The 21,010-nt window shown below is 72.5% G+C and carries 20 protein-coding genes; 8 read left to right on the top strand and 12 right to left on the bottom strand.

Annotation, left to right across the window (positions count from 1 at the left end; genetic code table 11):
* Positions 1 to 370 precede the first annotated feature (370 nt).
* Positions 371 to 2,539: a SpoIIE family protein phosphatase gene (locus tag H505_RS0130415; RefSeq protein WP_245592665.1), complete on the top strand. Its 2,169-nt coding sequence runs from the start codon at positions 371 to 373 to the stop codon at positions 2,537 to 2,539.
* A 266-nt stretch (positions 2,540 to 2,805) separates the two neighbouring features.
* Entirely contained in the window at positions 2,806 to 4,434 is a 1,629-nt protein-coding gene (locus tag H505_RS0130410; protein WP_084551000.1) for an RNA polymerase sigma factor, read from the top strand.
* A 65-nt stretch (positions 4,435 to 4,499) separates the two neighbouring features.
* Here H505_RS0130410 and H505_RS0130405 read toward each other — a convergent pair whose 3' ends face one another.
* From H505_RS0130405 to H505_RS0130390, 4 genes are all read right to left on the bottom strand, one after another.
* Positions 4,500 to 5,243, bottom strand: a complete 744-nt coding sequence (locus tag H505_RS0130405) for a YaaA family protein (protein WP_026404983.1) — start codon at positions 5,241 to 5,243, stop codon at positions 4,500 to 4,502.
* 318 nt (positions 5,244 to 5,561) lie between these two features.
* Positions 5,562 to 5,792 (bottom strand): DUF7455 domain-containing protein, encoded by a 231-nt coding sequence (locus tag H505_RS52085; protein ID WP_026404982.1) that lies wholly within the window; start codon positions 5,790 to 5,792, stop codon positions 5,562 to 5,564.
* 119 nt (positions 5,793 to 5,911) lie between these two features.
* Positions 5,912 to 6,985, bottom strand: a complete 1,074-nt coding sequence (locus H505_RS0130395; RefSeq protein WP_026404981.1) for an ABC transporter permease — start codon at positions 6,983 to 6,985, stop codon at positions 5,912 to 5,914.
* A complete protein-coding gene (locus tag H505_RS0130390; protein WP_026404980.1) occupies positions 6,982 to 7,884 on the bottom strand; it encodes an ABC transporter ATP-binding protein in 903 nt (300 codons plus the stop codon). The genes H505_RS0130395 and H505_RS0130390 overlap by 4 nt, the downstream gene beginning before the upstream one ends.
* Positions 7,885 to 8,075: 191 nt before the next feature.
* Here H505_RS0130390 and H505_RS0130385 point away from each other — a divergent pair, with 191 nt between their 5' ends.
* Positions 8,076 to 10,166 carry a DNA gyrase/topoisomerase IV subunit B gene (locus tag H505_RS0130385; RefSeq protein WP_026404979.1) on the top strand — a complete coding sequence of 697 codons (2,091 nt, stop codon included), beginning with the start codon at positions 8,076 to 8,078 and terminating at the stop codon, positions 10,164 to 10,166.
* Positions 10,167 to 10,237: 71 nt separating this feature from the next.
* Here the strand turns inward: H505_RS0130385 and H505_RS0130380 are convergent, their stop codons facing one another.
* Complete coding sequence (locus H505_RS0130380) at positions 10,238 to 11,074, bottom strand: hypothetical protein (protein WP_157433189.1); 837 nt, start codon at positions 11,072 to 11,074, stop codon at positions 10,238 to 10,240.
* A 247-nt stretch (positions 11,075 to 11,321) separates the two neighbouring features.
* Here H505_RS0130380 and H505_RS45310 point away from each other — a divergent pair, with 247 nt between their 5' ends.
* The 3 genes from H505_RS45310 to H505_RS0130365 all read left to right on the top strand — a co-directional run bounded on the left by H505_RS45310 (position 11,322) and on the right by H505_RS0130365 (position 13,651).
* A complete protein-coding gene (locus H505_RS45310; RefSeq protein ID WP_034520612.1) occupies positions 11,322 to 12,476 on the top strand; it encodes a sensor histidine kinase in 1,155 nt (384 codons plus the stop codon).
* A 7-nt stretch (positions 12,477 to 12,483) separates the two neighbouring features.
* Positions 12,484 to 13,137, top strand: a complete 654-nt coding sequence (locus tag H505_RS0130370; RefSeq protein ID WP_026404977.1) for a response regulator — start codon at positions 12,484 to 12,486, stop codon at positions 13,135 to 13,137.
* Positions 13,138 to 13,288: 151 nt separating this feature from the next.
* A complete protein-coding gene (locus H505_RS0130365) occupies positions 13,289 to 13,651 on the top strand; it encodes a steroid Delta-isomerase (RefSeq protein WP_026404976.1) in 363 nt (120 codons plus the stop codon).
* A gap of 13 nt (positions 13,652 to 13,664) precedes the next feature.
* On the opposite strand, the gene H505_RS0130360 is transcribed toward H505_RS0130365, so the two are convergent.
* Together H505_RS0130360 and H505_RS45305 are read right to left on the bottom strand one after the other, a co-directional pair.
* Entirely contained in the window at positions 13,665 to 14,150 is a 486-nt protein-coding gene (locus H505_RS0130360) for a nitroreductase family deazaflavin-dependent oxidoreductase (RefSeq protein ID WP_026404975.1), read from the bottom strand.
* Between the two features lie 91 nt (positions 14,151 to 14,241).
* Entirely contained in the window at positions 14,242 to 14,853 is a 612-nt protein-coding gene (locus H505_RS45305) for an NAD(P)-dependent oxidoreductase (RefSeq protein ID WP_084550996.1), read from the bottom strand.
* Between the two features lie 66 nt (positions 14,854 to 14,919).
* Between H505_RS45305 and H505_RS0130350 the strand changes: the two genes are divergently transcribed.
* Positions 14,920 to 15,522, top strand: a complete 603-nt coding sequence (locus tag H505_RS0130350) for a PadR family transcriptional regulator (RefSeq protein ID WP_026404973.1) — start codon at positions 14,920 to 14,922, stop codon at positions 15,520 to 15,522.
* A 94-nt stretch (positions 15,523 to 15,616) separates the two neighbouring features.
* Here the strand turns inward: H505_RS0130350 and H505_RS51250 are convergent, their stop codons facing one another.
* Positions 15,617 to 15,775 carry a hypothetical protein gene (locus tag H505_RS51250; RefSeq protein WP_211238585.1) on the bottom strand — a complete coding sequence of 53 codons (159 nt, stop codon included), beginning with the start codon at positions 15,773 to 15,775 and terminating at the stop codon, positions 15,617 to 15,619.
* Positions 15,776 to 16,121: 346 nt separating this feature from the next.
* Here H505_RS51250 and H505_RS0130340 point away from each other — a divergent pair, with 346 nt between their 5' ends.
* Complete coding sequence (locus H505_RS0130340; protein ID WP_125617102.1) at positions 16,122 to 16,319, top strand: hypothetical protein; 198 nt, start codon at positions 16,122 to 16,124, stop codon at positions 16,317 to 16,319.
* A gap of 2 nt (positions 16,320 to 16,321) precedes the next feature.
* Here the strand turns inward: H505_RS0130340 and H505_RS0130335 are convergent, their stop codons facing one another.
* From H505_RS0130335 to H505_RS0130320, 4 genes are all read right to left on the bottom strand, one after another.
* Complete coding sequence (locus tag H505_RS0130335; RefSeq protein WP_026404971.1) at positions 16,322 to 16,924, bottom strand: cysteine hydrolase family protein; 603 nt, start codon at positions 16,922 to 16,924, stop codon at positions 16,322 to 16,324.
* A gap of 62 nt (positions 16,925 to 16,986) precedes the next feature.
* Positions 16,987 to 17,958 carry a GlxA family transcriptional regulator gene (locus H505_RS0130330; RefSeq protein ID WP_026404970.1) on the bottom strand — a complete coding sequence of 324 codons (972 nt, stop codon included), beginning with the start codon at positions 17,956 to 17,958 and terminating at the stop codon, positions 16,987 to 16,989.
* A gap of 66 nt (positions 17,959 to 18,024) precedes the next feature.
* Positions 18,025 to 18,357, bottom strand: a complete 333-nt coding sequence (locus H505_RS0130325) for a glyoxalase superfamily protein (protein ID WP_026404969.1) — start codon at positions 18,355 to 18,357, stop codon at positions 18,025 to 18,027.
* Between the two features lie 56 nt (positions 18,358 to 18,413).
* Positions 18,414 to 20,894 (bottom strand): DNA gyrase/topoisomerase IV subunit A, encoded by a 2,481-nt coding sequence (locus H505_RS0130320; protein ID WP_026404968.1) that lies wholly within the window; start codon positions 20,892 to 20,894, stop codon positions 18,414 to 18,416.
* Between the last annotated feature and the right edge of the window lie 116 nt (positions 20,895 to 21,010).

Here is a 21,010-nt window from a genome sequence, read left to right as displayed (position 1 = left end):
CGGGCCCGCGCGGACTCGCCGAAGGACCCGAGATGCCCTCGTTCGGTGCCCGCGCACCGTAACATCTCCTACTCGCCGATCCGATGGGGCGCCGCCGGCGCGCCGCGGACCGGCGCGCAGCCCGAGGAGGTCGCCCATGGCCGGAGGACGACGATGCGTCCGGGGGTTCCGCAGGCGGCGAACCATCGGGATGATGAGTACCTGACTCCGACCGGTGTTGTGATGGAGGCGGGAGCGCTAACCTGCTCCCATTCACTCATAGTGATGAAAACTTGCCGCGCGGTACGGGATCTTCGGGGCGGAGGTGGTGTCCGTGAGCACTGAGACGTCCGTCCCGCATCCCCGCGTTTCAGGGGTGGAGGAGCAGCCCATGGATGCGTCCGACGCCGCGCTCTACGCGACCCTGCTGAAGGAGGCCCCCGGCGGCCTCGCCTTCTTCGACGCCGAGCTGCGCTGCCGCCGGGCCAGCGACGGGCTCGCCGCGCTGCTCGGCCGGCCCGTCCGCGACCTGCAGCAGCGCCGCCCCGCCGAGTGCCTGCCCGAGCCGCTGGCCGCCGCGTTCGAGACGGCGCTGCGCACCGTCCTCGCCGAAGGCCGCCCGCTGGACGACGAACTCGTCGTCCCGGCGCCCGACACCGAGCACACCGGGCACACCGAGCACACCGGGCACACCGGGCACGCCGAGCACGCCGAGCACGCCGGGCCCGCCGCGGAGGCGGCCGCCGGGGCGGTCGACGCGCCGCCCGCCGCGGCCGTCGGCGAGCGGGTCCTCGCCTGCGCCTGGCTGCCCGCGCGCGGCCCCGGCGGCGAACGCCCCGGCGGCGAGCCGCCCGGCGTCGTCCTCGCCGTCCTGGACGTCACCGAGCGCCGCCGCGCCGAGGAGATCGTCCGCCGCAAGGAGCAGCGCTACCGCTCGCTCGTCGAGGCCGGGGAGCAGGTCGTCTGGGTGGCCGCCGCGGACGGCCGGGTGCTCGACGACGCGCCCGAGTGGCGCGCGATCACCGGCCAGGCGCCCGACGAGTACGCCGAGGGCGGCTGGCTGTCGGTCGTCCACCCCGAGGACCGCCCCCGCATCGAGACGATCTGGGGCGGGGCCGTCGAGGAGAACCGCGTCTTCGAGACCAACTACCGCATCCGCACCAAGAGCGGCGCCTACCGGCACTTCGACGTCCGCGCCGTGCCGATCTGGGAGGGCGGCGCCGTCATCGAGTGGGTCGGCGCCAACACCGACGTCACCGGGCAGCGCGAGGCCGAGGAGATGCGCGGCCGGCTGACCGAGCAGCTGTCGGCCGCCGCGCTGCGCACCGCCCGGCTCCAGCAGGCCACCTCGATGCTCGCCGAGGCGCTCACCGTCTCCCAGGTCGTCCAGGTGATCACCGAGGTGGGGCGGTCGGCGATCGGCGCCGACTACTCCGCCGTCGCGCTGCTGGACGACGACAAGCTGCGGCTCAGCATCGTCACGCCGTCCCAGCCGGGCGGCGAGGACGACGCCGGGCACGACGCCGCCGAGATCAAGGTCAGCGACCAGACGGTCATGTCGATCGCGGTGCGGGAGGGGCGGCCGTTCCTGGCCGAGCACCCCGACAGCCTCCGCCTCCAGCTCGGCCGCGACGAGAAGGGGCTGTTCGCCCGGCACACCGAGGAGCGCGCCTGGGTGGGCCTGCCGCTGCTCGCCGCGGGCGCCCCGATCGGCGCGCTGCGGTTCTCCTTCACCCGCCCCCGCGAGATCACCGAGGAGGAGCGGGTCTTCCTGGAGGCCCTCGCCGGCCAGTGCGCGCTCGCCGTGGAGCGGGCGCTGCTGTTCGAGCGCGAGCACAAGACCGCGGAGGAGGTCCAGCGCAGCCTGCTGCCGAGCGACCTGCCGCAGCTCCCCGGCATGGTGCTCGCCGCCCGCTACAACCCCGCGACGCGCCACGTGCAGGTCGGCGGCGACTGGTACGACGTGTTCCGGCTGCCCGACGACCGGCTCGCCGTCGCGGTCGGCGACGTCATGGGCAAGGGCGTCCTCGCCGCGGCCGGCATGGGCCGCGTCCGCAACGCGCTGCGCGCCCTCGCGCTCAACGACCCGCGCCCGGCCGCCGTCCTCGCCGGGCTCGACCGGCTGTTCAGCGCCACCGAGGACGAGGAGCAGTTCACCACGGTCGCGTACGTCGTCATCGACCCCGAGACCGGGCGCGGCGCGTTCAGCAACGCCGGGCACCCGCCGCCCCTCCTGATCTCGCCGGACGCGCCCGCGAAGGTCAGCGAGGACGAGGCCGGGACCCCGCTCGGCTGGCCCAGCCCGCGAGAGCAGACAAGTTTTTCCATCGAAACCGGCAACACTGTCGTCTTCTATTCCGATGGACTTGTGGAGAACCGTAGACGTGGGGTGCACGCAGGTCTGGAGGAGCTGGTCGCCGTGGCCGAGGACGCCCCACCCGAAGTGGTAGGAGATCCCGAGAGACTCGTCGACTTCCTGGTCGATCGGATGCTTGCCGGATACGAGCAGGTAGACGATGTGACCGTGCTCGCCCTGCACGTCCCGCCCAAGCCCGCGTGAGATCGTCCGGACACGACGCGAAGACGTCACGAAGACGGAGCCGTACGTACGAAGGACCGTCCCGAGCCATCTAAGGTGGGGAGTTACCGGGTAGGACGTCAGAGGCGGAAAGCGCAGCCGTGCCAGAATGCTTGACCCAGTGAGAGCGGGTACGCTGCGGGTCCGCACCGGAGGTCCCGTCCAGTGTGAGGTCCCACCCCGTGTGAGGCCGGGCCCGTCAGGGCACTTGGGTATATCCAAGCCACACGTTCGTTCGAGAGGTATTTGTGTCGCCTGCTAGCTCGACCTCGAAAGCGTCAGATCTGCACGATCACGTCATCGCGCAACTGATCGAGCGTGGACGGTCCCAGGGAAATCGCCTCGACGCCGACGACATCCGCCGCACGTTCGAGGAAGCCAACATTCCGGTGTCGGCGGGCCGTGACATCCTGCGGAGCGTCAGCAAGGAGGGTGTGATCGTCATGGTGAGCGCTGCCGACTCCGCGGCGCCCAAGCGTTCGCGCAAGCGCGCGGCGCCCGCGACGCGCCGGCCCCGGACGGCCGCCGCGGCCAAGGAGCAGCCCGACACGGTGACCGCCGTCGTCGGCGACGCCGAGGGCGGGGCGCCCGAGGCCGAGCGTCCGGCCCGTCCGGCGCCCGCCAAGCCCGCCGCCAAGCAGGCGAAGCCGAAGAAGGCCGCCGCCAAGCCCAAGAAGGCCGCGGCCCCGAAGAAGGCCGCCGGCAAGGCCGCGACGAAGAAGGCCGGCGAGGACGCCGAACTCGAGGACGACGTCGACGTCGAGCTCGAGGACATGGGCGACGACCTCGAGGTCGAGCTCGTCGACGACGCCGCCGAGGCCGAGGAGACGCCGGAGGCCGAGGAGGAGGAGCCCGCGAAGGCCCCCGCCGCCAAGCCCGGCACCGCGTCCTCGAACGACGAGGAGGGCTTCACCCTCAGCGACGACGAGGAGGACGCGCCCGCGCAGCAGATCGCCGCCGCCGGCGCGACCGCCGACCCCGTCAAGGACTACCTCAAGCAGATCGGCAAGGTCCCCCTGCTGAACGCCGAGCAGGAGGTGGAGCTCGCCAAGCGCATCGAGGCCGGGCTCTTCGCCGAGGAGCGGCTCGCCGCCGACGGCCCCGCCCTCTCCGAGGAGGACCTCGAAGACTACGAGTGGATCGCCGAGGACGGGCGCCGCGCCAAGAACCACCTGCTGGAGGCCAACCTCCGGCTCGTGGTGTCGCTGGCCAAGCGCTACACCGGCCGCGGCATGCTCTTCCTGGACCTGATCCAGGAGGGCAACCTCGGTCTCATCCGCGCCGTCGAGAAGTTCGACTACACCAAGGGCTACAAGTTCTCCACGTACGCCACCTGGTGGATCCGGCAGGCGATCACCCGCGCGATGGCCGACCAGGCCCGCACCATCCGCATCCCGGTGCACATGGTCGAGGTCATCAACAAGCTCGCCCGCGTCCAGCGGCAGATGCTCCAGGACCTGGGCCGCGAGCCCACCCCCGAAGAGCTCGCCAAGGAACTCGACATGACCCCGGAGAAGGTCGTCGAGGTGCAGAAGTACGGCCGCGAGCCGATCTCCCTGCACACCCCGCTGGGCGAGGACGGCGACAGCGAGTTCGGCGACCTCATCGAGGACTCCGAGGCGATCGTCCCGGCCGACGCGGTCAGCTTCACCCTCCTGCAGGAGCAGCTCCACTCGGTGCTGGACACCCTCAGCGAGCGCGAGGCGGGCGTCGTCTCGATGCGGTTCGGCCTCACCGACGGCCAGCCGAAGACCCTCGACGAGATCGGCAAGGTGTACGGCGTCACCCGCGAGCGCATCCGCCAGATCGAGTCCAAGACGATGTCGAAGCTGCGTCACCCGTCCCGTTCCCAGGTCCTGCGCGACTACCTGGACTGACGGCAGGCCCGCGAAGGCCCCGCCCACCCGGCGGGGCCGTTTCGCATGCCCGGACGCGGTCCGGGTCAGTCGTGCAGGACGACGTCCAGGTGGCCGTCGTTGAGTTCGGCCGTGTGGCCGAGGTCGGCGACGGCCTTCAGCAGCTCCTCCGGCGTCCGCGGGTCGGCGCCGGCGGCGAGGAGGCCGTGGGCGATCTCCCCGCGGGTCGCCTTGGCCATGTGGCTGACCACCGACCGCGCGGGCGCCCCGCCGACGATCCGCTCCCGGTACACCCGTACCGCCACGGCGGGCCGCGGCGCCTTCCACGCCGACGCGTACGGCCCGGAGCGCATGTCGACGACGAGGTCGCCGCCGGTCGACAGGGCGTGCCGCAGGGCGGGACGCCACAGGGCGGCGAGGCGGCCCAGCGGCGGGAGCGACACCCCCATCGCGAGCCGGTAGGGCGGGATGCGGTCGGTGAGGCGCAGCGCGCCCCACAGGCCGGAGAACACGATGATCCGGTCGGCCGCGGCGTGCTCGTCCAGGCTCGGGAGGTCCAGGTTGTCGTACAGGACGCCGGTGTAGAGGCGGGCGACGGGCAGCGCGGGGGCCTCGCGGAGCGCCCGGTTGCGGGCGAGGGCCTCGTCCCGCTGCCCGGCGGGCAGGCCGAGGACGTCGGCGGCGTCGTCGCGGCCGGAGGTCTCGACGAGCGCCGCCAGGACGCGTTCCCGCACGGGGGTGAGCTCGGGGAAGCTCAGCGTCCCGAGGTCGAGCGGCGGCCCGTCCCCCGCGGCGGCCTTCTTCTCCGACGGCGGCAGCAGAATAAGCACGTTCCTCCTGCGTGGTGCGGTGTGCCCGGTGGGCGAGCCGGTCGCGGCGGCCCGGCCCGCCCCGACCGTCCAGCCTAGTGACGGCCGGCGCCTCCGCCGCGGGGACGCGGCGGGGCGCGGGTTCGCGGAAAGGGCGGTTATCGCTATCGGGTGCGGAACGCCGCTTCCTCGGGAAATTCCGGCGCTTCATCACTGCACCGGACAGGCCGTAATCGCATATCGTGATCAGTCAATTACACTATGCGTTCGACCGGGAAAGGTGAACGGCGGCCACCGTCTCCGGTGACCGCCGTCCTCGGGTCGTTTCTATGGACAGGCTTACCGCTCGTCTTCGCGAGCCGTAGCCGGGGACTCGTTCAGCCTGTCGGTCTCGTCCTGAATGTCGGCCCCATTGGAGCGGAGAGCCTCACCGTACTTGCGTCCGTGGTGGGCGCAGAACAGAAGGTCGCCGCCGCCTACAAGGACCGCACGGACGTAGGCCTGAGCGCCGCAGCGGTCGCATCGGTCGGCGACGGTCAGCGGCTTGGTCGGGGCAAGGGCTCCAGTCACGGCACCTTCCTCATGCTCGGGGTCGGTACTTAGGACAACATCTAACCCGACGTGGACGTTCCCAACCTGCTTGTTCGTACGCCCACAGCAGAATGGGCCTATTAGTGACCGACATCACATTAGGCGTCGTCCCATCGGAACAGCCGGACGGCGATCAGCGCACCGACGGCCGCGACGCCCAGCAGAACGCCGATTTGCGGCAGTGCGGACATCGGTCCGAGACCGCGTCCCATCACGTTCAGCATCCCCTCGTTCAGATATCGCAGCGGGAAGACGTACGAGAGCATCCGCATCCACTGCGGGGACGCCTCGAGCGGGAAGAACGACCCTCCGAGGAACGCCATCGGCAGGACGATGAGCTGGGTGACGGCCTGCGCGGTCTCCTGCGTCCTCGCCCACGCGCCGACCATCATCCCGATCGACAGGAACGCCAGGACGCCCGACAGGACCAGCGGGACGGCCATCCACCACGCCCCGCTCAACCGCAACCCGAACATCGGGAGCTGCGCCACCAGGACGAACAGCGCGAACTGGACGAGCGCGACCCCGAGGCTGACGGCGACGCGCGCCGCGAACACCGTCGGGATCGGGGCGGGCGAGAGCTGCAGCCGCCGCAGGATGCCCTTCGTGCGCCACGTCACGAGCGTCTGCGACGCCCCGAACACCCCCGCGGACGCCAGCGCCCACCCGAGCAGGCTCGGCGTGAAGAACTGGATCGCGTTCAGGGACTCGTCCTCGACCTGCTGCGTCGACATCGAGTACGCGGGCGGCCGCCCGGTGGCCGCGACGTTCGACGACTGCACGATCTGGTTCATCACGCTGCGCACCGTCCCCGCCCGCACCTGGTCGGCGGCGGAGTAGTGGACGACCAGCTCGTTGCCGCGCTGCTCCACCACCGCGGCGGCGTCGCCCTTCCCGACGTCCCGCAGGGCCTTCGCCCGGTCGGGCGCCGCGGTCACCTCGAGCACCTGGCCCAGCTCGTCCGGCGCCTCCGCCAGGGCGCGCTCCACGATGGGCACCGAGCCGACCCGCAGCACCTCCACCTTCGCGGTGGACTCGTTCCCGAAGACCCCCGCGAAGACCACCAGGAACATCAGCGGGAACAGCACCGTGAAGGCCAGCGCGCCCCGGTCCCGCAGGAACCCCAGGAGCATCGCTCGTGACAGGCTCTTGAAACTCGCGTAGCCGCTCATGCCCGGTACTCCCGTCCCGTCACGTCGAGGAAGACGTCCTCAAGGGTGGCGCCGCGGATCTGGACGCCGTCCAGCGCGTCCTTCGCGGCCATCGCGGCGACCACCGCGGACGGCTCCCGCGTCGAGATCGTCAGCGACACGCCGTCGTCGCCCGCCTCGTCCGCGGCGGGCAGCCGCCGGGCGTCCTCGACGGGCAGCACCCCGCTCGGCACGCTGATCCGCGCCGGGGCGTCCAGGCCGCGGACCAGGACCGCCGGCGGGCCCAGCCGCAGCATCCGCCCCCCGTCCATGATCGCGACCCGGTCGCAGAGGATCTCGGCCTCGTCCATGTAGTGCGTGGTCAGCACGATCGTGCGGCCGCCGGTGTTGATGCCGCGCAGCAGGTCCCACAGGTTGCGGCGCGACTGCGGGTCGAGCGCGGCCGTCGGCTCGTCCAGGAACACGAGCTCCGGGTCGTGGACGAGCGCGCACGCGATCGACAGCCGCTGCGCCTGCCCGCCCGACAGCTTCTCGACGCGCACGTCCGCCTTGTCGTCCAGGCCGACCGTCTCGAGCATCTCGTCCGCCCGGCGCGCCGGGACGCCGTAGAGCGAGCCGAACGTGCGCAGCTGCTCCCGCGCGGTCAGCCGCTCGAAGAACGACGACGCCTGCAGCTGGACGCCGATGCGCGGCAGCAGCCGGGGGTTTCGGGGCCAGGGCGCCGCCCCGAGGACCGAGACGTCGCCCTCGTCGGCCTCCCGCAGCCCCTCGATGATCTCGAGCGTCGTGGTCTTCCCGGCCCCGTTCGGACCGAGGATGCCGAAGAACTCGCCCTCGCCGACATCGAACGTGACCCCGTCCACGGCATGGACGTCCCCGTAGCGTTTGTGGAGGCCCGAGACCTCGATCGTGTGCGCCATGCCGAGGACACTAAGCAGCCGCCCCGCCCCGCACACCCGACCAAAGGTGGACATTTCCGATGTCCACCCACGGTTCCAGAACTCGTCGCCCCGCCCGTCCCGCCCGCCCCGACGGCGAGCCATTCGCCGTATTGTCGGCCTCCGGGGGTACCCTCGTGCCGAATGTCCTACCCCCGAGGAGCACACGCACGTTGACCGCCGCGACCGCCGAAGTGACGACCGAAGACCCGCACGGCTACTCCGCCCGGCACCTCTCGGTGCTGGAGGGGCTGGAGGCCGTGCGCAAGCGACCCGGCATGTACATCGGGTCGACCGACAGCCGCGGCCTCGCCCACTGCCTGTGGGAGATCGTCGACAACTGCGTGGACGAGGCGCTGGCCGGGTACTGCACCCACATCAGCGTGACGATGCGCGCCGACGGCTCCTTCGAGGTGGCCGACGACGGCCGCGGCATCCCCGTCGACCTGGAACCCAAGACCGGCCTGCCGGGCGTCGAGCTGGTCATGACCCGCCTGCACGCCGGCGGCAAGTTCGGCGGCGTGTCCTACACCGCGTCCGGCGGCCTGCACGGCGTGGGCGCGTCCGTCGTGAACGCCCTGTCGGCCCGGCTCGACGTCGAGGTCGACCGCTACGGCCACACGCACGCGATCAGCTTCCGGCGCGGGCTGCCCGGCGAGTTCGCCGACGACGGGCGGCCGAACGCGCGCTTCAAGAAGAAGTCCGGGATGCGGCAGACCGCGAAGGTCGCCGAGAACGTCACCGGTACCCGTGTCCGGTTCTGGCCAGATCTGCAGATCTTCCTCAAGGACGCCACCGTCGAGCGCGACCTGGTCATGGACCGGATGCGGCAGACGGCGTTCCTCATCCCCGGCCTGGCGATCGACGTCCGCGACGAGCGCGGCGACGAGGTCGTCGAGGAGACGTTCCGGTTCGACGGGGGCATCGGCGAGTTCTGCACCTACCTGGCCAAGGACGCCCCGCTCATCGACGTCCTGCGCCTGCAGGGCCGCGGCCACTTCACCGAGACCGTCCCCGTCCTGGACGAGCAGGGCCACCTCACCCCGACCGACGTGGAGCGCGACCTGGAGGTCGACATCGCGCTGCGCTGGGGGAGCGGCTACGACGGCGCCACCCGCTCGTTCGTCAACGTGATCGCCACCCCCAAGGGCGGCACCCACGTGCGGGGGTTCGAGAAGGCCGTGGTCAAGGTCATCAACGACCAGCTGCGGGCCGCCCGGCTGCTGAAGAACGGCGACGAGGACGTCATCCGCGACGACGTCCAGGAGGGGCTGACGGCCGTCGTCACGGTCCGGCTGCCCGAGCCGCAGTTCGAGGGGCAGACCAAGGAGATTCTCGGCACCTCCGCCGCGACCCGCATCGTCTCCAAGGTCGTCGACCGCGAGCTGCGGGCGATCTTCGAGAACCCGCCGCGCGCGCAGAAGCAGGCGCTCCGGGCCGTCCTCGAGAAGATCGTCGGCGCGGCGAAGACCCGCATCGCGGCCCGCACGCAGCGCGACAACCAGCGCCGCAAGAACGCCCTGGAGAACTCGGCGCTCCCGGCCAAGCTCGTCGACTGCCGGACGACGGACGACCGCAGCGAGCTGTTCATCGTCGAGGGCGACTCCGCGCTCGGCACCGCCAAGCTCGCCCGCGACTCCGAGTTCCAGGCGCTGCTGCCGATCCGCGGCAAGATCCTGAACGTGCAGAAGGCGTCCGTCGCCGACATGCTGAAGAACGCCGAGTGCGCGGCGATCATCCAGGTGATCGGCGCCGGCTCCGGCCGCACGTTCGACATCGAGGCGTCCCGGTACGGGCGGATCATCCTGATGGCGGACGCCGACGTCGACGGCTCCCACATCCGGACGCTGCTGCTGACGCTGCTCTACCGGTACATGCGGCCGATGCTGGAGGAGGGCCGCGTCTACGCGGCCGTCCCGCCGCTGCACCGCATCGAGCTGGTCAAGCCGCGCAAGGGCCAGGAGAAGTACGTCTACTGCTACAGCGACGCGGAGCTGCGGCAGAAGCTCGTCGAGTTCGAGCGCAAGGGCCGCCGCTGGAAGGAGCCCGTCCAGCGGTACAAGGGCCTCGGCGAGATGGACGCCGACCAGCTCGCGGAGACCACGATGGACCCGCGGCACCGCATCCTGCGCCGCATCCGCGTCGAGAACGCCGAGGAGGCCGCGCAGACGTTCGACCTGCTGATGGGCAGCGACGTCGCGCCGCGGCGGGCGTTCATCACCGCGGGCGCGTCCCAGCTGGACGCCGAGCGCATCGACGTCTGATCCGCGCGCCGGCCGGCGGATCGAGGAACGGCGGGGAGCCCGGGGCCGGTCGCGGCCCCGGGCTCGCGGCGTCAGCCGCCGATGCGGAGGTTCTTCAGCCGCTGCACCGGGTCCGCGGGCTGCGCGGGGGCCGAGTCGTAGGTGGCCAGGGCCAGGTAGGTGTCGAACGCCGCGGTGTTGTTCCCGGGCGCCGACGGCAGCCCGGCCAGGGCGTCGGTGATCGGCCCGAGCAGCCAGCACCCGGACGTCTTCGGCACCGCGAACGCCGAGTCGCCGGCCGGCGCGCGCAGGATGGTCGGCCGCTCGTACGGGTTGCCGGGGTCGCCCGGGTCCACGACCTCCAGCCCGGTGACGTCCACCCCGAGGTCGAGCTTCAGCGGGTCCTGGTCGGATCCGATCGCGCAGCCCTGCGGCGCGAGCGTGTTGAGGATGCCGATCTTCATGTCGAGGGTGACCTTCGGCAGCTGGAAGCTGAAGCCGCCGACGTACTCCGGCTTCACCTCGATCTTGACGAGCGGCCAGTCCTCGATCGCGGGGATCGGGTAGCCGAGCAGCCCGAACACACCGCCCGGGATCTTCATCGGCTTACCGGTGAGCCGCACGCTCGTGAACTCCAGGGGAGCGCTCACGGAGGTCTGGGTCGCCTGGGCGACGATCCGCATCTCCTCGCTGATCTCCTGGGTGATGCCGCCGAGCTTCATCGACCCGCCCGCCACGACGATGACCATGCAGGTGGCGAGGGCGGGGTCCTGCCCGGCCGGCAGGGGCGGGCACTCGGAGGTGAAGTCGATCGAAGGGGCCGTCGCCGCCGGGGCCGCGGGAGCCGCCGGAGCGGCCTGCGCGGGCGGCGCGGCCAGGGCGATGCCGAGCGGAGCCGCCATCAGGGCGGAGAGGAGTCGTTTCTTCAAGGCTGTTCGTCGGCCTTCCGTGGGGGGATTGGAGCGATCCAGTCGCTACTGGACCATTGATTCAAAAACCTGAAAGTTTCTCGAACAAGATCGCCGACGTGGCCGCATCCGGTCATGTCGGTATCCGGTCATGTCGGTATCCGGTCATGTCGGTATCCGGTCATGTCGGCCTCCACCCGGCGGTGGACGCCGCGGTCCAGCCGTGCGCCGATGGTCACCGCCGTCCGGAACGCCTAGCGTCGTGCTCATGGACGAGTCCGTGAACTGCGGCGGTGCGGCCCGGCGCTTCGACCGGGCCGCCCGGCTGCTCGTCGTCGGCGGCCTCATCGGCTGGGGGGTGGGCTCCTACGTCTACCGCCTCTTCACCACCGACCCGGCGCCCGGCCTCCACGGCGCGGGGATCGCCGTCCTGCTGCTCAACATCGCCCTGTTCGCCCTGCTGATCTGCGGCCTGCGCGGCCGGCGGGACGCGGCCGCGGGCGCGCGCCGGCCGCTGATCCCCTGCCTGGTGGCGGCCTTCCCGGTCGCGGCCGCGCTGTTCGTCGTCAACCCGGACTACGACGGCGCCTTCTACCTGTGCATGCCCGCGCTCTGGGCGCTGAGCATGCGGATGCCCCTGTACTGGGGGCTGGCGAGCGGAGCGCTCCTCGCCGCCGCCGTCGCGGCCCTCGGGCACCTCGTCGGGGACGGCGCCGACCTCGGCCTGCTGATCGCGTTCGCCGGGATCGTCCTCGGCGGCGTCGCCACCCGGCAGGGCATGGCCGCCCAGCAGGCCGTCCGCCGCGCCGAGGCCGCGAACGCCGTGCTCGCCGAACGGTCCCGGATCGCCCGTGAGATCCACGACATCCTCGCGCACTCGCTGTCCGCCCAGGTCGTCCACCTGGAGGGGGCGCGGCTGCTGCTCTCCCGGGACGGCGACCGCGTGCAGGCCCTCGACCGCGTCGAGCGCGCCCGCGACCTGGCGCGCACCGGCCTCGAGGAGACCCGCCGCGCCCTCGCCACCCTCCGCGGCGACGTCCCCGAACCCCGCGAGGTGATCGCCGAACTCGCCGAGGACTTCTACGTGTCCACCGGCCGTCCCTGCGACGTCCAGGTCACGGGCGCGGTCCGCGAACTGTCCCCGCAGGCCGGGCTCACCGTCGTCCGGACGGCGCAGGAGGCGCTCACGAACGTCCGCAAGCATGCTCCGGGCGCGCGCGCACACGTCTCGCTGCGCTACCTGAAGGACATCGTGGAACTGGAAGTAACGGACACCGGCGGAACGGAGCCCGGCCTACACTTGGGCGGCGGCGGATACGGCCTTGTGGGGATGCGCGAACGCGCGGAACTCATCGACGGAACCCTCGAGACGGGCCCGGACGGACCGGGCTTCCGGGTCGCCCTCCGCCTTCCGGTGGGATGAGGGAGCGGTGAGCAGCACCAGAATCCTGGTCGTGGACGACCAGACCGTGGTCCGCGAGGGGCTGGTCCTCCTCCTGGAACTCCTTCCCGGCATCGAGGTCGCCGGCTCCGCCGCGGACGGCGAGCAGGCCCTCGCGATGGTCGCCGAGAAGCGCCCCCACGTCGTCCTCATGGACCTGCGCATGCCGCGCATGGACGGCGTCGAGGCGACGCGCCGCATCCGGGCGGAGCACCCGGACACCGAGGTCGTCGTCCTCACCACCTACGCCGACGACGAGTCGATCTTCGCCGCGCTGCGCGCCGGCGCCCGCGGCTACCTCACCAAGGACGCCGGCGCCGACGAGATCGCGCAGGCCGTCGCGGCCGTCCGGGACGGCGCCGCCCAGCTCGACCCGTCCGTCCAGCGGCGGCTCATCGAGGCGGTCGCGGCCGGCGACCGCCCGCGGGCGTCCGGCACCGGCCTCCCCGACGGCCTCACCCGCCGCGAGGGCGAGGTGCTCGCCCTCATCGCCCGGGGCCGGTCCAACGCCGAGATCGCCGGCGACCTGTTCATCAGCGAGGCCACCGTGAAGACCCACATCAACAACCTGTTCGCGAAGGCGAACCTGCGCGACCGCGCCCAGGCGGTCTCCTACGCCTTCAAGCACGGCCTCGCCGACTGACCACACCGCCGTAACTCGGGCCGGTGTAACTCAGGCCGTGTAACTCGGGTTGTGTAACTCGAATGGTGTGATCCGGGCCGCGCGGAACGGCGGTGTCCGCCCACCGGGAACGGCCGGCGGCGGGCGACCCATCGCTTGCTAACCTCCCGCCATGCCCTCTCAAGAGCAGATGAAGGCCGCGCTCCAGCGCTACGTGGACGGCTTCAACGCCGGCGACCCGGCCGCCGTCGTGGCCCTCTTCGCCGACGACGCCACGGTCGAGGACCCGGTCGGCAACGCGCCCCTCACCGGGCGGGACGCGATCGCCGAGTTCTACGCGAACTCCGTCGCGGCCGGCGCCAAGCTCTCCCTGGACGGACCGATCCGCGGCTCGCACGGCAACGCCGCGGCGATGGCCTTCACCGTGGAGATGCCGGACCTGCGCATCCGCGTCATCGACGTGATGACGTTCGACGACGACGGCAAGATCAAGACGATGCGGGCGCACTGGGGCCCGACCGACGTCGAGTCCTGACCGCCGGGCCGGGTCAGCCGGACCGTCCCGCCCGAGGGACGAACCGGACGAACGGGGTTCGTTCGCCGACGGCGCGGAAGTCGTCCGCGCTGCCGTCGACGGCGTAGCCCATGATCGCGCAGAGGCGCCGGGCGGTCCGCGGGTACCGCGGCCCGTACCGGGCCATCAGCTCCGCGCCCTCCTCCCGCGGCATCGGCACCGCGGTGACCGGGACGACGCGCCGCCCCACCTGCACCGTGACGTCCGGTGTCTGCAGGACGTTGCGGTACCAGTCGGCCCGGACGCCGAACCCGGACGCCGCCACGTACCCGTCCGGGCCGCTCTCGATGACCTCGATCACCGCCCGGCGCGGCATGCCCGACGTGCGGCCGATGTGGGTGAGCAGCATGATCCGCGGCGGCATGAGCACGCCGAGCCGCCACCGGTAGAAGTGGATCGGCAGGCGCCACAGCAGGCGGCGCACGCCCGACGGCGGTGCGGGCGTCTTGACGATCTCCACGCGAGACCTCCGTGTTGGTCGTTTGCTTAACTTTAAGCGCTTGACCAATCTAGGGCGGACGCGCCGCTTCCGCCAGTGATCCCGCGCGGGCTCACGGGCCGCAGATGCCCGGCGCCTTGCCGATCATGGCCGGGTCCTCGGCGATGTCGAGCAGCGCCATCGCGTAGTCGGTGCGCGAGAGCTGCGGCGCGCCGCCCGTCGCGTTGTCCTCGAAGTCGATGTGGACGCGTCCGGCCGGCGGCTTGTCGGTGAGCCGCGTGCCCCGCGCGATGCTCCAGTCGAGCCCGCTGACCTGGAGCATGCCCTCCGCCCGCGCGAGGTCCGCGTACGCCCGGCGCAGCAGGATCCACGCCAGCCCGACCGCGAGGCGCGGGCGGGTCGCGGGCACCGAGCGGCTGCTCGTCATCACCAGGCGCCGCACCCCCTCCTCGTGCATCGCGGTGATGAGCGTGCTCGCGATGCCGCTGCCGCCGACCGCCGCGATCACCGCGTCCTGCCCCCGCACGGCGTCGCGCACGGCGGCCGGGTCGTGCGCGTCGCCGCGATGGACGCCCGCGAGCGCCACGCCTCCGGGGAGGTGTTCGGGACGCCGGGCGAACGCGGTGATCCGGTGCCCCCGGCCGACCCCCTGCGTCAGCACGTGGACGCCCGTCCGCCCCGTCGAGCCGATGACCAGGATCCGCATGATGATGCCTCTCTCCATAGTGCAACGTGCTCTATGGTGAGACGCACTTCGCTATAGTGCAAGCCGCACTACGAAAGGAGGCGCATGGCCCGGCGCGCCGATCTGGTCGGCCTGACGGTGCTCGCCCTGCTCACGGTCCGGGCGAGCCACCCGTACGAGCTGCACAGGCTGATCGTCGATACCCACAAGGACTACGTGACGGGCCTGCCCAGGAGCCTGTACCACGCGGTCGACCGGCTCGCCGGCGAGGAGCTGATCGCGCCGGTCGAGACGGTCCGGGAGGGGCGGCGGCCGGAACGCACCGTCTACGAGATCACCGACCGGGGCCGCCGCGAGCTGGCGACGCGGCTCCGGGAGCTGCTCGAGACGCCGGGGCCCGACCGCCGCACCTTCACCGCGGCCGTCTCGCTCATCGGCGTCCTCCCGCTGGCCGACGCGCTGACGTCGCTGCGCACCAGGGCGGCGGCGCTCGAGGAGTCGCTGGCCGAGACGGACGGCCACCTGGCCGCCGTCCGCGAGTGCGGCCTCCCCGACCTCCTGACGATCGAGCTCGACTACGAGCGGACGGTGGTCGGGGCCGAGCTCGGCTGGCTGCGGGCGCTCGTCGCGCGCCTGGCGTCCGGCGAACTCGACTGGGCGAGCCCCACGGACGCGGACCTGCTGCGGCAGATGCTCGGCGAGCAGTGAGAAGCGGCCGCCGAGGTGCACCGACACCCCGACGGCCGCCCCTCCGATCAAGCCCCCGCCCCGCCCGGAAAGGCGCGGCGGGTTCGCCGTTCGGTTAGAGGGGGAGGGTGGTGAGGAGGGTTGCCACCTCGTCGGCTCGGAAGATGAAGCCGGCGTGGGACGTGTCGAGGGTGCGGACGTCGTACGGGTTGTCGGGGGCCTGGTTGCCGACCCCCGTGATGGTGGTCCCGCCGAGGCTGGCGCCGACGAGCACGACCGGCCCGTGCTCCGCGAGGCGGCGGACGACGGCGAAGCTGCGGCGGCGGGCCGCGGCGCCGAGGCGTGGTTCCCCGCCCGTGAACGGCGGGGCGCTCCGTCTCAGACGGTGCGAAGCCGGATGAAGCAGACCATGATCACGAGGCTGGCAGGCGCCGCCGCCCGCGGTGGTGACGGCCCGGGCGGGGTGTTGCTCGGATCACCTGGCACGGGACCTCCGGCCCGCTCGGTCTGCGGTTATAACGAAAGCAGGGCGACGATTCGCGCACCGATCGTCGGGAGGCCCCGTGTTCGGCGGACCCGCCGGAGAGGCCGGCGGCGGGACGGACACCGAGGAGGATCGCATGCCCATCAGACGACCGTCCTTCCTGCCCTCGCTGGACGAGCTGGAGCGGCGGGCCCAGGACCGTTCGGCGCACCGCAACCCGCCCGGCTCGCAGTTCGATCACCCCACGGCCAAGTACGTCCTCATCGCGGTCCTCGTCGTGACCGTGCTGGCGCACGTCATCGGGGGCATCGTGTTCGCGGTCGTCGGCTTCTGACGTCAGTCGGGCAGGACGTCCGCGCGGGCGGCGACCAGGCCGAACATGTCGCCGATCGCGGTCAGCGCGGCGGTGTGCAGGACGTCCGCCGGCAGCGGCGCGCCGTCCGGGCCCGCGAGCGGACGGGACGCGCACGCCTCGGCCACGACGGTGGGCCGGTAGCCGAGGTAGAACGCGCCCTGGGCCGTGGACTGGACGCACATGTGCGTCATGAACCCCGCCAGGATCAGGTCCGGTCCGGCGCCGAGGCGCCGCAGCACGTCCTGGAGTCCGGTCTGGTGGAAGGAGTCCGGGAAGCGCTTCACCACGACCGGCTCGCCGTCCCGGGGCGCGACCGGCGGCGCGACCCGGCCGCTCTCGGCGCGGACGTCGTACGGGCTGCCCTCGCCGCCGTCGTGGACCACGTGGACGACCGGGATCCCGGCGGCGCGGGCGCGCTCCAGGAGGCGGGATGCGGCGGCCAGCGCGCGGTCGGCGTCCGGCAGCGCCATCACGCCGGTGCGGTAGGTGTTCTGGAAGTCGATCAGGACCAGGGTCCCGGACGACAGCGCCGGCAGGGCGCCGTCGAGGCCGATCACGTCGCGCAGGGTCGTCGAAACGGACATGTGTGCTCCTTCGGAGGGCAGGGGCGACCACCGGCCGGACGGCCGGGGCGTGCGGGGAAAGATCAGGCGGCGACGCGGAAGCGGCGCCGGTAGGCGGCGGGGGTGGTGCCGAGCCGCCGCCGGAACGCCCGGTGCAGCGTCTCCGCCGAGCCCAGCCCGCACGCGGCGGCGACCCGGTCGAGCGGCTCGTCGGTGCCCTCCAGCAGGCGCCGGGCCTCCTCCACCCGCGCGGCCTCGACGTAGGCGGCGGGGGTGCGCCCGGTCTCCCTGCGGAACACCCGCGCGAAGTGCCGTTCGCTCAGGCACATCCGGTCGGCGAGGGCGGCCGCGGACAGGTCGGCGGTGAGGTTCGCGGTGATCCACGCGCGCAGCTCGTCGAGGTCGCGGCGCCCGGCGGGGGCCTCCCACAGCGGGACGCTGAACTGGCTCTGCCCGCCCTGCCGCTTCAGGTACATGACGAGCTGCCGCGCGACGGCGAGCGCGACCCGCTCCCCGTGGTCCTCGGCGACGAGGGCGAGCGCGAGGTCCATGCATGCGCTGATGCCCGCGCCCGTCCACACGTCGCCCGACCGGACGTAGACCGGGTCGGGGTCGACGGTGACGTCGGGGTGGTCGGCGGCCAGCCGGTCGGCGGTGGCCCAGTGCGTGGTGGCGGTGCGGCCCGCCAGCAGCCCGGCGGCGGCGAGCAGGTGCGCGCCGACGCACACCGAGGCGACGCGGCGGGCGTGCTCGGCGGTCCCGGCGATCCAGGCGACCAGGTCGGGGTCGATCACCGGCGCGCCCGCGGCGTCCAGCGCGCCGGGCACGAGGAGGGTGTCGACCCGGTCGCCGACCTCGGCGAACGTCAGGTCGGTCGCGACCCGCACCCCGGCGGCGGTGCGCACCGTCCCGCCGTCGGCCCCGGCGAGCAGCACCTGGTACGGCGTCCCGGGCAGTTCCCGCCCGGCGACGGCGAACACCTCGGCGGGCCCGGTGACGTCGAGGAGGTCGACGCCGGGGAACACGGCGATCACGACACGGTGCGGAGCGGACATGCCTTCATTGTCGCCGCCCGGTGCGGGCGGCCGCCATGACGGGCTCCTGTCACATCCGGACGCCGCTCACCCGGTCGGCGTGCCGATGCGGAGCCGGTTGCCGTCCGGGTCGCGCAGCTCGACCTCGCGCGCCCACGGGGCGTCCGCGACCTCCGCGCCGAACTCGGCGGCGACGGCGTCGACGTCGCGGACGCGCAAATAGACCAGGGTGTCGGGACGGGCGTCGCCCTCGTGCTCCGACAGGAACAGCCGGACGTCTCCCCGCGCGACCTCGACGAACGCGGGGAGGCGCGGCTCGAAGCGGTGCTCCCAGCGCAGGGTGAAGCCGAGCCGCTCGTACCATCCGACGGCGGCGGCGGCGTCCGCGACGCGGAGGATGGGGATGACTTCCTCGTCCATGGGGTCATCGTCGCAGACGGCGCGGGGGGCCGGGCGGGCCGCCCGGCCCCGGGCCGTCACTCCGCGGCGTCCGCGGGCGGCGGGCCCAGCGGCCCGCTGATCGTGGTGATCGTCGTGTCGAGCGGGTCGCCGGAGCCGTCGCGGCGGCCCAGCGGCGCGTTGAGGGTGGCCGGTTTGCCGTTGGGGCCCGCGGCGCGCAGCGGCGTCGGGGCCGCCCACGCCTGCAGCAGGACGTCCTCGCCCTTCAGGAAGCGGTGCGACCGGACGCCGCCGGTGGCGCGGCCCTTCGACGGGAAGTCGGCGAAGTCGGCGATCTTGATCGCGCCGCTCTCGGTGCCCGGCAGCGCCTCGGACGACCCGGACACCGTGATCACCCGGGCCTCGCGGGCGGGGTCGATCGCGCCGAACCACAGGACCCGCGCGCCGGCCCCCAGCTTGATGCCCGCCATGCCGCCGGCCATCCGGCCCTGCGGGCGGACGAGCGACGCCGCGTAGTGCAGGAGCTGCGCGTCGTTCGTGATGAAGACGAGGTGGTCGTCTTCGGATTGCAGCTGGACGGCGCCCACGACGCGGTCGTCGTCCTTGAGCGTGATGACCTCGAACTCCTCGCGGTTGTGCGGGAAGTCGGGGACGACCCGTTTGACGACGCCCTGCACCGTGCCGAGGGCGAGGCCCCCGCCGGCCTCGTTCACGGCCGCGACGCCGACGATCGTCTCGTCCGGTTCGAGGTCGACGTACTCGGTCGCGGGCGCGCCGCCCGCCAGGGACGGGGGCGCCGCGGTGGGCGGCAGGACCGGGAGGTCCACCACCTCGATGCGGATCATCCGCCCGAGGTTCGTCACCGCCCCGATCTGCCCCCGGACGGTCGAGGGGACGGCGGAGAGCAGGACGTCGTGCTGCGCGCGGGGGCCGCTGTCGGGCAGCGGGGACGCGTCGTGGGTGCGGGCGAGCAGCCCCGTGGACGACAGCAGCACGAGGCACGGGTCGTCCGCGACCTGCAGCGGGACGGCCGCGGCGGACGTCTGGCCGGACGCCTCGAGCAGCACCGTGCGGCGCGGCGTCGAGTACTCCTTCGCGACCTCGCCGAGCTCCCGGGAGACGAGGTTGCGGAGCTTGCGCTCGGACTCCAGGATCGCCGTCAGCTTCGCGATCTCCTTCGCGAGCTGCTCCTTCTCCTTCTCGAGTTCGAGCCGGTCGAAGCGGGTCAGCCGGCGGAGCGGCGTGTCGAGGATGTACTGCGCCTGGATCTCCGACAGCTCGAAGACGTCCATCAGGTGCCGCTTGGCCTGCGCGGCGTCGTCGCTCTCCCGGATGATCCGGATGACCTCGTCGATGTTGAGCAGGGCGACCAGTAGGCCGTCGACGAGGTGGAGGCGGTCCTCGCGCTTCTTGCGGCGGAACTGCGAGCGGCGCCGGACGACGTCGATGCGGTGGTCGATGTAGACCTGCAGGAGGTCGCGGAGGCCGAGGGTGCGGGGCTGCCCGTCGACCAGGGCGACGTTGTTGATGCCGAAGGTCTCCTCCATCGGCGTCAGCTTGTACAGGTCGGCGAGGACGGCCTCGGGGTTGAAGCCGTTCTTGATCTCGATGACCAGGCGGAGGCCGACGGTGCGGTCGGTGAGGTCCTTCAGGTCGGCGATGCCCTGCAGCTTCTTGGCGTTGACCAGTTCCTTGATCTTCGCCTTGACGCGCTCCGGCCCGACGGCGTACGGAAGCTCGCTGACGATGATGCCCTTGCGGCGCGGCGTGACGTTCTCGATGGTCGTGGTGGCGCGGGTGCGGAAGGTGCCGCGGCCCTTCTCGTAGGCGTCGCGGACGCCGTCCAGCCCGACGATCTTGCCGCCGGTGGGCAGGTCGGGGCCGGGGACGAACTTCATGAGCTCGTCGAGGGTCGCGTCGGGGTGGTCGATGAGGTGCCGGGCGGCGGCGACGACCTCGCCGAGGTTGTGCGGCGCCATGTTGGTGGCCATCCCGACCGCGATGCCGGACGCGCCGTTGACCAGCAGGTTCGGGAACGCCGCGGGCAGGACCTCGGGCTCCTGCTCCTGGCCGTCGTAGTTGGGCCGGAACTCGACGGTGTCCTCGTCGATGGACCCGACCATCAGCATGGCCTCGCGGGTCATGCGCGCCTCGGTGTACCGCATGGCGGCGGGCATGTCGTCGCCGCCGAGCGACCCGAAGTTGCCGTGCCCGTCGACGAGCGGCATCCGCATGGCCCAGCGCTGCGCCATCCGCACCATCGCGTCGTAGATCGCGCTGTCGCCGTGCGGGTGCAGCTTGCCCATGACCTCGCCGACGACGCGGGCGCACTTGACGTGCCCGCGGTCGGGACGCAGCCCCATCTCGTTCATCGAGTAGAGGATGCGGCGCTGCACGGGCTTGAGCCCGTCGCGCGCGTCCGGGAGCGCCCGCTGGTAGATGACCGAGTAGGCGTACTCGAGGAAGCTGCCGCGCATCTCCTCGGAGACATCGACGTCGACGATGTTCTCTTCGAAGTCCGGCGGCGGGGGAGGGGCTTGGGATCCGCGTCGTGCCATGCGCCTTATTGTGGCCGGTCCCAGAGACAGTTGTGCACATGCCACCCGGGCGCCGTCCGCGGAAGGCGGACATCCCGGCCGGCGTCCGCCCCGGGACGAGCCGTGCCCGTGCAGGT

Origin of the sequence: Actinomadura rifamycini DSM 43936, assembly GCF_000425065.1 — a bacterium.
Taxonomy (GTDB): domain Bacteria; phylum Actinomycetota; class Actinomycetes; order Streptosporangiales; family Streptosporangiaceae; genus Spirillospora; species Spirillospora rifamycini.
Note: the sequence above shows the minus strand (reverse complement) of the source record. Positions and strands in the feature narration are given on the sequence as shown.